Annotated in this window: 12 protein-coding genes, 1 pseudogene and 1 riboswitch; of the genes and pseudogenes, 9 read left to right on the plus strand and 4 right to left on the minus strand. The window is 41.9% G+C overall.

From position 1 onward, the window contains the following. Positions 1 to 10: 10 nt before the first annotated feature. Both HMPREF1518_RS08530 and trkA read right to left on the minus strand, forming a co-directional pair. Complete coding sequence (locus tag HMPREF1518_RS08530) at positions 11 to 1450, minus strand: TrkH family potassium uptake protein (RefSeq protein WP_033585524.1); 1440 nt, start codon at positions 1448 to 1450, stop codon at positions 11 to 13. A 3-nt stretch (positions 1451 to 1453) separates the two neighbouring features. Then, positions 1454 to 2803: a Trk system potassium transporter TrkA gene (gene trkA, locus HMPREF1518_RS08535; RefSeq protein WP_033585525.1), complete on the minus strand. Its 1350-nt coding sequence runs from the start codon at positions 2801 to 2803 to the stop codon at positions 1454 to 1456. Positions 2804 to 3205: 402 nt separating this feature from the next. Between trkA and HMPREF1518_RS08540 the strand changes: the two genes are divergently transcribed. The 9 genes from HMPREF1518_RS08540 to rpsI all read left to right on the plus strand — a co-directional run bounded on the left by HMPREF1518_RS08540 (position 3206) and on the right by rpsI (position 12691). Further along, positions 3206 to 3709, plus strand: a complete 504-nt coding sequence (locus HMPREF1518_RS08540; protein WP_000181367.1) for a tRNA (cytidine(34)-2'-O)-methyltransferase — start codon at positions 3206 to 3208, stop codon at positions 3707 to 3709. A 40-nt stretch (positions 3710 to 3749) separates the two neighbouring features. Beyond that, positions 3750 to 3967, plus strand: a riboswitch (FMN riboswitch). Positions 3968 to 4120: 153 nt separating this feature from the next. After that, a complete protein-coding gene (locus tag HMPREF1518_RS08545; protein WP_033585527.1) occupies positions 4121 to 4684 on the plus strand; it encodes an ECF transporter S component in 564 nt (187 codons plus the stop codon). Then, complete coding sequence (locus HMPREF1518_RS08550; RefSeq protein ID WP_033585529.1) at positions 4674 to 5324, plus strand: phosphatase PAP2 family protein; 651 nt, start codon at positions 4674 to 4676, stop codon at positions 5322 to 5324. Before HMPREF1518_RS08545 ends, HMPREF1518_RS08550 begins: the two co-directional genes overlap by 11 nt. Before the next feature lie 379 nt (positions 5325 to 5703). After that, entirely contained in the window at positions 5704 to 6750 is a 1047-nt protein-coding gene (gene pheS, locus HMPREF1518_RS08555; RefSeq protein ID WP_000103747.1) for a phenylalanine--tRNA ligase subunit alpha, read from the plus strand. A 128-nt stretch (positions 6751 to 6878) separates the two neighbouring features. Continuing rightward, positions 6879 to 9284: a phenylalanine--tRNA ligase subunit beta gene (gene pheT, locus HMPREF1518_RS08560; protein ID WP_033585531.1), complete on the plus strand. Its 2406-nt coding sequence runs from the start codon at positions 6879 to 6881 to the stop codon at positions 9282 to 9284. 249 nt (positions 9285 to 9533) lie between these two features. Further along, positions 9534 to 10427, plus strand: coding sequence for an ABC transporter ATP-binding protein (locus tag HMPREF1518_RS08565; protein WP_000895273.1), 894 nt, complete (start codon positions 9534 to 9536; stop codon positions 10425 to 10427). Next, entirely contained in the window at positions 10424 to 11623 is a 1200-nt protein-coding gene (locus HMPREF1518_RS08570) for an ABC transporter permease (RefSeq protein ID WP_033585533.1), read from the plus strand. The genes HMPREF1518_RS08565 and HMPREF1518_RS08570 overlap by 4 nt, the downstream gene beginning before the upstream one ends. A 210-nt stretch (positions 11624 to 11833) precedes the next feature. Continuing rightward, positions 11834 to 12280 carry a 50S ribosomal protein L13 gene (gene rplM, locus HMPREF1518_RS08575; RefSeq protein WP_001044624.1) on the plus strand — a complete coding sequence of 149 codons (447 nt, stop codon included), beginning with the start codon at positions 11834 to 11836 and terminating at the stop codon, positions 12278 to 12280. Between the two features lie 18 nt (positions 12281 to 12298). Continuing rightward, entirely contained in the window at positions 12299 to 12691 is a 393-nt protein-coding gene (rpsI, locus tag HMPREF1518_RS08580) for a 30S ribosomal protein S9 (protein WP_033585534.1), read from the plus strand. A 106-nt stretch (positions 12692 to 12797) separates the two neighbouring features. Here rpsI and HMPREF1518_RS10740 read toward each other — a convergent pair. Together HMPREF1518_RS10740 and HMPREF1518_RS08590 are read right to left on the minus strand one after the other, a co-directional pair. Continuing rightward, positions 12798 to 13346: pseudogene (locus HMPREF1518_RS10740) on the minus strand (site-specific integrase); the annotation flags it as partial. Between the two features lie 605 nt (positions 13347 to 13951). Beyond that, a partial coding sequence (locus HMPREF1518_RS08590) for an LPXTG cell wall anchor domain-containing protein (RefSeq protein ID WP_033585535.1) occupies positions 13952 to 14637 on the minus strand: 686 nt, incomplete at its 5' end.

Raw genomic sequence — 14637 nt, forward strand, 5'->3', positions numbered from 1 at the left:
TGTATTATAATTAGCGTTTGGACCAGGTACGTTTCATAAAGAGAAGCAAAATGGGATAAATCTCTAGACGACCTGCAATCATTGCAAATGAGAGAAGTATTTTAGAGATGGGACTAAAGATGGCAAAACTAGAAGTTGTACCTAGAATAGGTCCGATGTTATTGAAACAACTGAAGACAGCACTGGTCACAACTAGAAAATCATTGTTATCTAGACTGACAATGAAGATAAGTGACAGTAAAATCATCACATAAATGACAAAATATTTTAGGACCTTGTGCTGAGTATCCTTATCAATCACAGTTTTATTGACATGTAGAGTCAATACGCGATGAGGAGATAAGATGGACAAGATCTGATTTTTTGCAATTTTTGAAAGGATGAGCCCTCTGATAACTTTGAGTCCACCTGCGGTTGATCCAGCAGAGCCGCCGATTCCCATGAGGAAGAGGAGGATAAATTGGGAGAAGAGGGGCCAGTTGGTAATATCTCCATAACCAAAACCAGTTGTTGTGATGATATTGGACACCTGGAAGAGGGCCATTTCAAAGCTCTTAGAGACACCTTGGTAGAGATGGAGCGTATTGAGCGTAATCAAGCCGGTAGAAACTAGGACAATGATTACATACGTGCGAAGTTCTTCATCACCAAAGAAAGCCTTAACTCGACGGAGCATGAGGTAGTAGTAGAGATTGAAGTTAACCCCAAAAACCAGAACTCCGATACTAACTAGATAGGTGATGAGTGAGCTGCCGTAGTGGGCAATCCCGTCGTTATAGACGGTGAAGCCTCCGGTTCCTGCCGTTCCCATAGCGATGACAAAGCTATCAAATAGAGGCATACCAGCTAGATAGTAGATGACTACAAAAAGTGAGAAGAGCCCTAAATAAAGCAGATAGAGGATCTGGGCAGTATTTTTTAGTTTGGATACAACCTTACCGAAGACAGGCCCAGGGACCTCAGCCTTCATCACCTCTAAATGACTATTCTTGGCATTGTCCATAATGGCAAGCGCGAAGACGAGTACCCCCATCCCTCCAATCAAGTGAGTAAAACTTCGCCAGAAGAGGAGGGAACGGCTGAGAACGGAGACATCTGTCAGAATGGTTGCTCCTGTAGTTGTAAAACCAGAACTGATTTCAAACAAGGCATCGATGACACTTGGGATTTGTCCTGAAAAGACAAAGGGAAGCGCTCCAAAGAAAGACCATAGAATCCAACAGAGGGCGACGATTAAGACTCCCTCCTTAGTATAAATTCGCTGATTTTTGGGTTTCCGTAAAATTCCCAAGCTACCAAGAAGTATTAAAATTCCAATTGTTGTAAAGAGAGCTGTAAATACTTGGCTGGATTCTTGGTAATAGATTGCTACACTAACAGGCACTAGGAGGAGAACCGCCTCAATCAAGAGAAGTTTTGAGAGGAGGTAACGAATCATACTTTTATTCATCTTTTACCTCTCAATCAGATCATAAATCTTGGTGATATTTGTCAATAAGGTCGTCACGAGTAACTGATCTCCTACCTCAAGTCTATCCTCTCCAGTAGGGAAGATTGTTTTTCCTTTTCGGATAATGGCTGCGATGAGAACCCCTTTTTTCAATTTCAACTGTGAAAGAGGTTTGGCAGTCATTTTATTAGCTTCCTTGATTTGGAATTGAAGAGTTTCAATTTGACCGTTTGCTAGATGGTGCATGGCTTGAAGGTCTGAGTACTGAGCGTTCACTCGACCACGGATAAAGTGCATAATGGTATCCACTGCGATGCTTTTTGGTGTGATGATACTTGAAAAATCAGGTGCATGGATAATCTCTAAAAGGCTAGTTCGATTCACCTTGGTGATATTCTTATGGACACCAACACGGTCTAAGAACATAGAGGTAATGATGTTTTCCTCATCAACCCCAGTCAAAGTTGCAACTGCATCATAGTTGGGAGCACTTTCCTCAAGCAAGATATCTTTGGCAGTTCCATCTCCCTGTACGATATAGAGATTTGGAAATTTTTCACTGAAGAGACGAGCTCTCTCAGGATTAATCTCGATAACTTTAGTGTCAATACGGCTATCTTTTAAAATGCCAAGTAGGTAATAAGCAATTTTTCCAGCACCAACGATGAGCAAGCTTTTCACTGCACGTGATTTGAAATAGTTATGGAAGAGCATCATATCCACACGATTCCCAGTAACAAAAATCCTATCTCTGTCCTGAATGGTGATATCACCGCTCGGAATCATAAGTTGATGGTCTCGTTCCATAGCGCAGACAATGATATTGCCAAATTTTTTACGAAAATCTGAGATTGGCATTTGACAGAGACCACTGGAATCTTTGACAACAAACTCCATCAGGTTGACCCGTCCCCCTGAGAACCGCTCAACTGAGAGTGCATTCGGGAAATCAATGATATTTGAGATAGCACGGGCGGCTAGGAGTTCTGGGTTAACGATAAGTGAGAATCCAAGAATATTTTTCTCTTTGAAATAGGCATTGGAGTATTCAGGATTTCGCACTCGAACGATGGTTTCTTTAGCGCCCATTTTTTTAGCAAGTACTGCTGAAATCATATTCACTTCATCGTGTTCCGTTAGAGCAATAAAGATATCACACTCTTGAACGCCGGCTTGCTCTAAGATAGCAAAGTCTGCTCCATTTCCAAGGAGTCCCATGATATCAAAGCGACTGACAATATGATCGAGAACAGCCTCATCTTGTTCGATGAGGACAACGTCGTGTTTTTCTGCAACCAGTGAACGACAGAGGGCGAAACCGACTTTCCCTCCACCAACAAGGACAATTTTCATATAAAAACCCTACTTTTTCATGATGTAACTATCATACCCTTTTTTCGCAAAAAATGCACTTACCAAGCCATTTTAGAGGATAAGAAAAGACTTTTTGTAAGTTTTCAAAGATAAAATTGCTCACCTTTCATAGAAATGTCTATTATATGAAGTGATTTCGCTCATTTAATATCCTTTCTCAGAAAAAGAATGACTAAGTATGGAAATATTATCAAAAAAAGTAAAAAAATCAAGTCGTTTCTATTGACAATGATTCTGAAAGTGTTATACTAAGAAAGTAGCTTCGCTGATTTACTTCAAACCTGTTGTGAGGTAAGTTAACGATGCCTTAACCACGCTGTTTGCTGAGCTTGACTCCGGGCAGTGTGGCTATTTTTTTGCAATGGTGAAAGGAAGCAAGTCATGACAAATCACATTGTATTATTTGAACCTCAGATTCCACAAAATACAGGTAACATTGCGCGTACTTGCGCTGCGACCAATTCTCCCCTTCACATCATCAAACCGATGGGATTTCCTATTGATGATCGCAAGATGAAACGGGCTGGTTTGGACTACTGGGATAAGTTAGAGATTTATTTTTATGACAGTTTGGAAGATTTCATGTCTCAGATGAAGGGTAAACTCTATCTGATTTCAAAATTTGCGGAAAAGGTCTATTCTGAAGCAGATTTATCGACGGACGAAGACCATTATTTTCTCTTTGGACGCGAAGACAAGGGCTTGCCTGAGGACTTTATGCGGGAGCATCCCGAAAAGGCTCTCCGTATTCCTATGAATGATGAACATGTTCGTAGCCTCAATGTTTCCAATACCGTCTGCATGATCGTCTACGAAGCTCTCCGTCAGCAAAATTTTGCAGATCTTGAGCTTGTTCACACCTATGAAGCAGATAAATTGAAATAAACAAAATGCTTGCACTTGCAAGCGTTTTTTGTTATGATAAAGGGGTCTTCAGGGCTGGGTGAGATTCCCGACCGGCGGTGACTTTAACTAGCTATTTTGGCTTACTCTTCGTTGTCTTGTCTCGATATACTCAAGTATTATCTTCGACTGCGACGCCTAGATTAATCCAAAATATCTTAGTTAAAGAAGTCCGCGAGCGCAAGCTGATGTGGTGCGATTCCACAACCGACAGTATAGTCTGGATGGGAGAAGACGAAAGAATGGCTTTGTCTGTTCTGATGAGTTTATTGATGAATTGCAACCGCTTGCTCAAAAGAGTGAGAGGGAACTTTTGGGATATAAAAAGTGAGAATAGATAGAGGGATCCTTTCCAACTTCTTCTGATTTTATAGAAAATTGGAGGAACCTGTTATGACAAACACACGTCGAATTTCGACCATTGCGATTTTATCAGCCATTTCATTTGTGCTGATGTACTTTGACTTTCCGCTCTTGCCAGCGGCGACCTTCCTCAAGATCGAGTTTAGTATCTTGCCAGTCCTTGTGGGCTTGGTGGTGATGGATTTGCCTGCTGCTCTAGGCATTCTCTTGTTGCGATCACTCTTGAAGTTGCTTCTCAATAGCCAGGGAGTGAATACTTACATTGGCTTGCCAATGAATATCGTAGCCTTGGGAGTTTTTGTTATCGCTTTTGGTTTGATTTGGAAAAAGGAACGTAGCACCCTTCGTTTCCTACTAGCATCTCTAGCGGGAACTGTCGGATTGACTACTGCCATGTTGGTTCTCAACTATGTCTATGCTGTTCCTTTATACGCGCAGTTTGCCAACTTTGATATTGGAAAAATTTTGGGACTTTCCAACTACCTAATGACTATGGTACTACCTTTTAACTTGATTGAGGGTGTAATTTTTGCCGTTTCATTCTGGTTGCTGTATGTCCTCTTAAAACCAACCTTAAAACATTATGAGAGATAAACAAACATTTTTAATGAAGGGCAGTTTTGCCCTTTTACTTTTCGTCCTTCTTGGCTATATGGTTAAGTTCTATCCTGAAACGCTGGTCGGTTTTGATCAACCGATTCAGACTGCTCTTCGTGGGGACTTGCCAGATTATTTGACAGTTCTGTTCCGTGCCCTTACGCATTTGATTGATATCCCAGTGATTATCACCTGGGTTACCATTGCAGCCTTTATCTTTTATCGTAAGCAGTGGAAGATAGAAAGCTACTTCATGGCGGGCAATCTAGCCTTAGCTGGTCTTTTAATCGTGACCTTTAAAAACATCTACCAGCGCCCACGACCAGCTATCTTACATCTAGTCGAGGAGAAGGGATTTTCCTTCCCAAGTGGGCATTCTCTGGCAGTGACGCTGATGGTAGGGACTTTGATTGTTATTCTTAGTCAGCGAATTAAAAATCCAGTCTGGAGAAAAATCGTGCAAATCGTCCTTGGCCTCTACCTAGTCAGTGTGCTGCTATCTCGGGTCTATCTGGGAGTTCACTACCCATCAGATGTTCTTGCCAGTCTCTGTGTAGGCTTGGGAGTCTTGTTTATCGAATTTCCTTTCTATGATAAGCTTCGCTTCCAATGGCGATTTAAAGGCAAGCAGAAGTGAGTATCGAATTCCCTTGAGGAGAAAGAAATGAAAGGGAAAGCAGATGAAACAGATCTTACAAATAGATAGTGCATTGCGTCTTGTTCCTTTTTATATTGAAATTAGTCTGGTCTAACTTGTTTTTTAACTAAAAATTTGATAAACTATGTAGTAATCGAATAGAAATCCGCAAGACTAGTAACTCAAGGGAAGTATATCAGGGAGGAGAGCCATGACTGCAAGCTCTCTATATGAAAGCTGAGTGAATTCACTTGCGCATGGATTTAGAAATGAAGGTCTGACTTGTCAGATGAAACGGATGGTACCGCGTGTCAACGCTCCGAGTGGAGTTTTTGGCATGTGGTTTTCTTTTTATCTACGAGCGACTGATGGAGGAATTATGTCAACTATTGAAGAACAATTAAAAGCGCTTCGCGAAGAAACGCTGGCTAGCTTGAAGCAGATTACTGCTGAAAATGAAAAAGAGATGCAAGAATTACGTGTCTCTGTCCTTGGTAAAAAAGGGTCGCTTACTGAAATCCTTAAAGGGATGAAGGATGTATCGGCTGAAATGCGCCCTGTCATCGGGAAACACGTTAATGAAGCTCGTGATGTCTTGACAGCAGCCTTTGAGGAAACAGCGAAACTCTTGGAAGAAAAGAAAGTCGCAGCTCAACTTGCTAGTGAGAGCATCGATGTAACACTTCCAGGTCGTCCTGTTGCGGTTGGTCACCGTCATGTTCTTACACAAACCAGTGAAGAAATCGAAGATATTTTTATCGGGATGGGTTACCAAGTCGTGGATGGTTTTGAAGTGGAGCAAGACTACTATAACTTCGAGCGTATGAACCTTCCAAAAGATCACCCAGCTCGCGATATGCAGGATACTTTCTACATCACAGAAGAAATCTTACTCCGTACTCACACGTCTCCAGTTCAGGCGCGTGCTATGGACGCCCATGATTTTTCAAAAGGTCCTTTGAAAATGATCTCACCTGGGCGTGTATTCCGTCGTGATACGGACGATGCGACCCACAGTCACCAGTTCCACCAAATCGAAGGCTTGGTTGTTGGGAAGAACATTTCTATGGCAGATCTTCAAGGAACCCTTCAATTGATCGTTCAAAAAATGTTTGGTGAAGAGCGTCAGATTCGTCTGCGTCCATCCTATTTCCCATTCACAGAGCCATCTGTCGAGGTGGATGTTTCTTGCTTTAAGTGTGGTGGAGAAGGCTGTAACGTATGTAAGAAAACAGGTTGGATCGAGATTATGGGTGCTGGTATGGTTCACCCACGTGTCCTTGAGATGAGTGGTATTGATGCAACTGTTTACTCTGGTTTTGCCTTTGGTCTTGGTCAAGAGCGTGTAGCTATGCTCCGCTACGGAATCAACGATATTCGTGGATTCTACCAAGGGGATGTCCGCTTCTCAGAACAGTTTAAATAAGATTGAAACCTGAAACACAGTCCTATACAGTCCTAGTCATTTTCTCTCGATGAGAAGGTGAGGACTGACTCGAAGAAAAAGAAAGGAATTGAAAAGGTCTTACTTGGTGAGATCTTACAATCAGAATTATGCTTGTATCTTATAAATGGTTAAAAGAATTGGTGGACATTGATGTGCCATCACAAGAGTTGGCTGAAAAAATGTCAACTACAGGGATCGAGGTCGAAGGTGTCGAATCACCGGCTGCCGGTCTCTCAAAAATTGTCGTCGGTGAGGTCTTGTCTTGCGAAGATGTGCCAGAAACTCATCTTCATGTTTGTCAGGTTAACGTTGGCGAAGAAGAAGCCCGTCAGATCGTTTGTGGTGCCCCAAATGTGCGTGCTGGTATCAAGGTCATGGTGGCTCTTCCAGGAGCTCGTATCGCTGACAACTACAAAATCAAAAAAGGGAAAATCCGTGGCTTAGAGTCTCTCGGAATGATTTGCTCACTTGGTGAATTAGGTATTTCGGACTCAGTTGTGCCAAAGGAATTCGCAGATGGTATCCAAATCTTGCCTCAAGATGCTATTCCTGGGGACGAAGTCTTTTCTTACCTAGACTTGGATGATGAAATTATCGAACTTTCCATCACGCCAAACCGTGCAGATGCTCTATCTATGCGTGGAGTAGCGCACGAAGTGGCAGCTATCTATGACAAGGCAGTTAGCTTTAAGGAATTCAGTTTAACAGAAACAAATGAAAGTGCAGCAGATGCTCTTTCTGTAGGGATTGAAACAGACAAGGCGCCATACTATGCTGCCCGTATCTTGGACAATGTGACCATCGCACCAAGTCCACAGTGGTTGCAAAATCTCCTCATGAACGAAGGTATCCGTCCCATCAATAATGTGGTCGACGTAACCAACTATATCCTACTCTACTTTGGTCAGCCTATGCATGCCTTTGACTTGGATACCTTTGAAGGCAATGACATCCATGTGCGTGAAGCGCGTGCTGGTGAAAAATTGGTGACCTTGGACGGTGAAGAACGTGACTTGGAAACAAATGACTTAGTCATCACTGTGGCTGACAAACCAGTAGCCCTTGCAGGTGTCATGGGTGGAGAGGCTACAGAAATCTCCGAAAATTCTAGTCGCGTTGTGTTAGAAGCAGCTGTTTTCAATGGCACATCCATTCGTAAGACTAGTGGACGCCTTAACCTTCGTTCGGAATCATCTTCTCGTTTTGAAAAAGGGATTAATGTGGCAACAGTCGATGAGGCCTTGGATGCTGCAGCTAGCATGATTGCAGAACTTGCAGGTGCGACAGTGCGTAAGGGCATCGTTTCAGCGGGTGAGCTTGACACTTCAGATGTAGAAGTATCTTCAACTCTTGCCGATGTCAACCGTGTTCTTGGTACGGAACTTTCATATGCTGATGTGGAAGATGTCTTCCGTCGTCTTGGCTTTGGTCTTTCTGGCAATGCAGAAAGCTTTACAGTCAGCGTACCCCGTCGTCGTTGGGATATCACTATCGAAGCAGACCTCTTTGAAGAAATCGCTCGTATCTATGGTTATGATCGCTTGCCAACTAGTCTTCCAAAAGACGATGGTACAGCTGGTGAATTGACTGCGACACAAAAATTGCGTCGCCAAGTTCGTACGATCGCTGAAGGAGCAGGTTTGACAGAAATCATTACCTACGCTCTAACAACGCCTGAAAAAGCAGTTGAGTTCACGGCTCAACCAAGTAACCTTACAGAACTCATGTGGCCAATGACAGTGGACCGTTCAGTCCTCCGTCAAAATATGATCTCAGGTATCCTTGATACGGTGGCCTACAACGTAGCACGTAAGAATAAAAACTTGGCTCTTTATGAGATTGGAAAAGTCTTCGAGCAAACGGGTAATCCAAAAGAAGATCTACCAAACGAGATCAACAGCTTTGCCTTTGCCTTGACAGGCTTGGTTGCAGAAAAAGACTTCCAAACGGCAGCAGTTCCAGTTGATTTCTTCTATGCTAAGGGAATCCTTGAAGCATTATTTACTCGCCTGGGACTTGAAGTGACTTATACAGCAACAGCTGAGATTGCAAGTCTACACCCAGGACGTACAGCCGTGATTTCACTCGGTGACCAAGTTCTTGGTTTCATTGGCCAAGTGCATCCGGTCACTGCTAAGACTTATGATATTCCAGAAACGTATGTAGCGGAGCTCAACCTTTCAGCCATCGAAGCTGCGCTTCAACCTGCGGCTCCATTTGTGGAAATCACCAAATTCCCAGCGGTTAGTCGTGATATTGCTCTACTTCTCAAGGCAGAAGTCACTCACCAAGAAGTTGTAGATGCTATCCGAGCTGCAGGCGTGAAACGTTTGACAGATATCAAACTCTTTGACGTCTTCTTAGGCGAAAAATTGGGACTTGGTATGAAGTCAATGGCCTATAGCTTGACCTTCCAAAATCCAGAAGACAGCTTGACGGACGAGGAAGTCGCACGCTACATGGAAAAAATCCAAGCATCACTCGAAGAAAAAGTCAATGCAGAAGTACGTTAACTCATCAATCCATCCTTCGGGGTGGTTTTTTAGTTTCAAAAGGACAGTTCAAAAGAGAAAAGCAACAGTTGAGGAGAAAGACACCCTATCCAATTTTTAATGAGCTATACTAAACCTATTACTGGAGCGCTTAAAAACCTTGGATTTGGTAGATTTTTACTATAAATAATATCGATAAAATGGACATAAAACGTTGTAAATGCTATCAAAAAGGAGTATAATAAGTGCAACATATTTCGGAGGTGGAAAATGCTAGAAGTAAGAAATCTAGAGAAAAGTTTCGGTTCCAAGCAAGTCTTGTTTGGTGTCGATTTTCAAGCAAGTCCAGGACGGATTCTGGGGCTGGTCGGGAAAAATGGTGCTGGGAAAACAACGATTTTCCACAGTATGTTGAAATTTTTGGAGTATCAAGGAGAAATCAGTCTGGATGGGCAGGAGATTCGTCAGGAAACCTACGCTCGGATTGGCTATCTGCCTGAGGAACGTAGCCTCATGCCCAAATTGACAGTCCTTGAGCAAGTTCGCTACTTGGCTACTCTAAAAGGCATGGATGCTAAGGAGGTCAAGGAAAAACTCCCTCAATGGATGGAAAAATTGGAAGTGAAGGGCAAATTGACCGACAAAATCAAGAGCCTCTCCAAAGGGAATCAGCAGAAAATTCAGCTGATTATCACCCTAATCCATGAACCAGATTTGATTATCTTGGATGAACCTTTTAGTGGTTTGGACCCAGTCAACACCGAGTTGCTCAAACAGGTCATCTTGAAAGAGAAAGAGCGCGGTGCGACCATTATCTTTTCTGACCATGTCATGACCAATGTTGAGGAGCTTTGCGATGATATCCTGATGATTCGTGATGGGCGTGTGGTCTTGCATGGACCAGTTCAGGATGTTCGCAATCAATACGGGAAAACGCGTCTCTTTGTTTCAAGTGAACGAAGCAAGGAAGAATTGGAAAAACTTCCTCATGTCAAACAGGTGAGTTTAACCAAGCAAGGTAGTTGGAAATTAATCCTAGATGATGAGAGCGCTGGAAGGGAACTCTTCCCAATCCTGACTCAAGGTCAGTACATCGCGACCTTTGACCAACAAGCTCCAACAATCGATGAAATCTTTAAACTAGAATCAGGGGTGGAAGTATGAGAAATATGTGGATTGTAATGAAGGAAACCTATCTTCGACATGTCAAGTCGTGGAGTTTCTTCTTTATGGTGATTTCGCCGTTCCTCTTTTTAGCCTTATCTGCAGGAATTGGCTACCTCCAAGGGTCTTCTATGGCCAAGAATAGCAAGATAGCAGTAGTAACAACAGTGCCATCTGTGGAAGAAGGGCTCAAGGGTACCAATGGTATCAACTTTGATTACAAGGATGAAGCCAGTGCCCAGGCTGCTATCAAGGATGAGAAAATCAAGGGTTACCTAACCATTGACCAAGAGGACAGCGTCCTCAAGGCCGTCTATCACGGTGAAACTTCTCTTGAAAGTGGCATCAAGCTGGCTGTAACAAATAAGCTCAACGAACTGCAATACCAACTCAATCGCTCGGCGGCTAATTTGTCCCAAGAACAGGAAAAGCGCCTGAGTCAAACCGTTGACTTTACTGAGAAGATTGATGAATCTAAGGAAAACAAAAAAATTGTCCAAACCATTGCGGCCGCAGGGCTTGGTTTCTTCCTTTATATGATTTTGATTACCTATGCTAGTGTTACTGCTCAGGAAGTGGCTAGCGAGAAAGGAACCAAAATCATGGAAGTGGTCTTCTCTAGTATCCGAGCTAGTCATTATTTCTATGCTCGCATGCTGGCTCTGCTTCTTGTGATTTTGACTCATATTGGGATTTACGTCGTGGGTGGTCTGGCTGCGATTCTGCTCTTTAAAGACCTACCAATCTTGGCTCAATCTGGTATTTTAAATCATCTAGGAGATGCCTTCTCGCTCAATACCTTATTGTTTGTCTTGGTTAGTCTCTTTATGTATGTTGTTTTGGCAGCCTTTCTAGGTTCTATGGTTTCTCGTCCTGAGGATTCAGGGAAAGCCTTGTCACCATTGATGATCTTGATTATCGCAGGATTCGTTGGAGTGACCGCTCTAGGTGCTGCAGGGGATAATTTGGTTTTGAAAATTGGTTCCTACATTCCCTTCATTTCGACTTTCTTTATGCCATTTAGAGCTATAAATGGGTATGCAAGTGGTCTGGAAGCTTGGATTTCTCTAGCCATAACGGTTGTTTTTGCAGTCACTGCAACAGCCTTTATCGGACGCATGTATGCTAGCCTAGTCCTTCAAACGGATGATTTGGGAATCTGGAAAACCTTTAAACGTGCCTTAGCTTACAAATAGGAGAGCCTCGCAAAAGCGAGGTTTTTCTAGATGTTAAACACTGAAATCGGCAAAAATATTTTTCATATCTATTGACTTTTAGTAGTGAAATTTGGTATGATAGTAGACGGTATTGTTTACCCCATTTGTAAGGCCCCGGAACCTTTCAAATACCCCGCGGACCGGAACATCCGCCCTGTAAACAAAAACGATATTCATATAGGAGAAATCATGAACAAAACTACATTCATGGCTAAACCAGGCCAAGTAGAACGCAAATGGTACGTTGTTGACGCAACTGATGTACCTCTTGGACGCCTTTCAGCAGTTGTTGCTAGCGTACTTCGCGGAAAAAACAAACCAACATTTACACCACACACTGATACAGGTGACTTCGTAATCGTTATCAATGCTGAAAAAGTTAAATTGACTGGTAAAAAAGCAACTGATAAGATCTACTACACTCACTCAAACCACCCAGGTGGATTGAAACAAATCTCTGCTGGTGAACTTCGTTCTAAAAATGCAGTACGTTTGATCGAAAAATCAGTTAAAGGTATGCTTCCACACAATACTCTTGGCCGCGCTCAAGGTATGAAATTGAAAGTATTCGTTGGAGCTGAGCACACTCACGCTGCACAACAACCAGAAGTTCTTGATATTTCAGGACTTATCTAAGGAAAGGAACAATAAAGTATGTCACAAGCACAATATGCAGGTACTGGACGTCGTAAAAACGCTGTTGCACGCGTTCGCCTTGTTCCAGGAACTGGTAAAATCACTGTTAACAAAAAAGATGTTGAAGAGTACATCCCACACGCTGACCTTCGTCTTGTTATCAACCAACCATTCGTAGTTACTTCAACTGTAGGTTCATACGACGTTTTCGTTAACGTTGTAGGTGGTGGATACGCTGGTCAAGCAGGAGCTATCCGTCACGGTATCGCTCGTGCCCTTCTTCAAGTAGACCCAGACTTCCGCGATTCATTGAAACGCGCAGGTCTTCTTACACGTGACTCACGTAAAGTTGAACGTAAGAAACCAGGTCTTAAGAAAGCTCGTAAAGCATCACAATTCTCAAAACGTTAATCAATACGATTATATCAACGTTTCAAAGCACTCAAAAGTTTACCTTATGGGTGCTTTTTTCGTGTTTTTTTTAAAAGTTTACCTCAAAGTTCACCTTATTTTTACCTTATTGTTTTAGAGACTTTAAAGCAAATTCACCAACTGCCATAGGAACTATATTAGAAGTATTGACATAAATCTGAGTTGTACCTGTATCGCTATGTGTTAGTGCTTCAGAAATAGCTTCTAAGCTCATTCCTGCTTGTTTAGCAAGCGTTGCTCCTGTATGTCGCAGTTTATGAGGTGTAGCATGTGCCAGCTCTTTATGTCGCTTTCTGATGCTTTTCATTTTATTGTTTAGATAGTCAGCATGTAAAGGCTTGTTGATGTTTCCTTTTGTATCGATATATGTAAAAACAAATTGTTCTGGATTACTGATGATGCCAAACTTTGCTAGTTCATATTTTTGTTGCTCTTTCCAAGAGGTAAGAAGTTGAAGTAAGTCATTAGAAATAGAGAAAATAGTCTTCTTATTTCCCTTAGTTGATTTTACTTGTCCATATCTATCTAAAGCTTGAATTAGCTGAATCTGTGATTTTGAAAAATCGATATGTTTCCATTGAAGAGCATAGGATTCTGATTTTCTATCGCCTAAGAAAAAGGTGAGATAGAATATATGACTTTTTTTCTACAACAAAATAGGCTCCATAATTTCTACAGTAGTTTTACCCACTACAGAAATTATAGAGCCAGATGATTTTCAGTTAGTTCTTAGGAAGTAATTGGAAAGGAAATAGTCCAGAACAACTGTTCTGGACTATTTTTTTATCTTGAGAAATCAGTGACGCTTTTAAACGTTATTAAGAATCAATTTACATAATATTTATAAGTAATTTTTTCTATAAATAATAAAGTATGCCCTTGAACTTTTTTAGTATTCTAGCCTATAAAATATAGGGTATTGATGGAGACTTGTCATCTGAAATGAAATAATAGATCGTTAAGGGATAACAATTGATTTGAGAAGCATTTATCCTGCTAAGTGATGAAAGTGAATTCTGTGAATGGAGATGGCTCGAGTAAGTTTTAGAGGAAACTATGTAAGTAGGAGGCTAGAAAAATATGGGCGTTCAGTACTGTGAATTTATAAAAAGTTCAATTAAATTTTGGGATCCTTTATGGATTTTTTCACACAAGGTTGATCGTGAAAAAAAGAGAAGACCAGATGGTCTTCTCTACGGGGAAACTGAATAATTAGAAAGAATCAATCAAAGAGGGTTATTAGTCTTTGAAATTCTTTTGGAAGATAAGGAGAGACAAGATAGAAGTGATTGCTGCCAAGTAGAGGAAGGCAGTTGCTTCTTGTTCCCCAGTTGCTGGAAGTTGTCTTTCCTTGTCTTCTTTGACTGTAGTTGTAACAGGAGCTTTTTCATCTTTTGATGATGAATTATCTGTTACGACTGGAGCAGGTTTTTCAGTCTCTCTTGGTAGAACATACTCAGGAAGAGTCACAACTGGTGGCGCTTCTGTTCCAACTGAGCTTTGTTTGCTACCTACCTCAATCACTCGATCTTGTGCTGGAGTTGCTTCTGTTTGGAGAACCTTGCGATTGTTACCGTTCACTTCAACATACTCGACTAAGAGACCGTCTTTCCCTTCTGATAGAACTTGCTCTTTTCCTTTGTCTAATTGTGGGTTTTCGCGACGAATCGTCTTAAACGGTACGACCTTATTGACGATTTCCAAGCTTGGAAGTGTAAAGACAAGGTCTTTAACTCCTTCCTCAGGACTTGAAGAAGTAATTGGTTTCTCAGGTTGCGCTGGAGTTTCCGGTTGAGTCGGATTTTCAGGCTGAGCAGGTTTCTCAGGCTGAACTGGCTTTTCAGGCTGGTCAGGTTTCTCAGGTTGAGCAGGTTGTTCAGGTTGAACTGGATTTTCAGGTTGGTCAGGTTTCTCAGGTTGAGCAG

The sequence above is a fragment of the Streptococcus sp. SR1 genome (assembly GCF_000526075.1).
Classification (GTDB): domain Bacteria; phylum Bacillota; class Bacilli; order Lactobacillales; family Streptococcaceae; genus Streptococcus; species Streptococcus halitosis.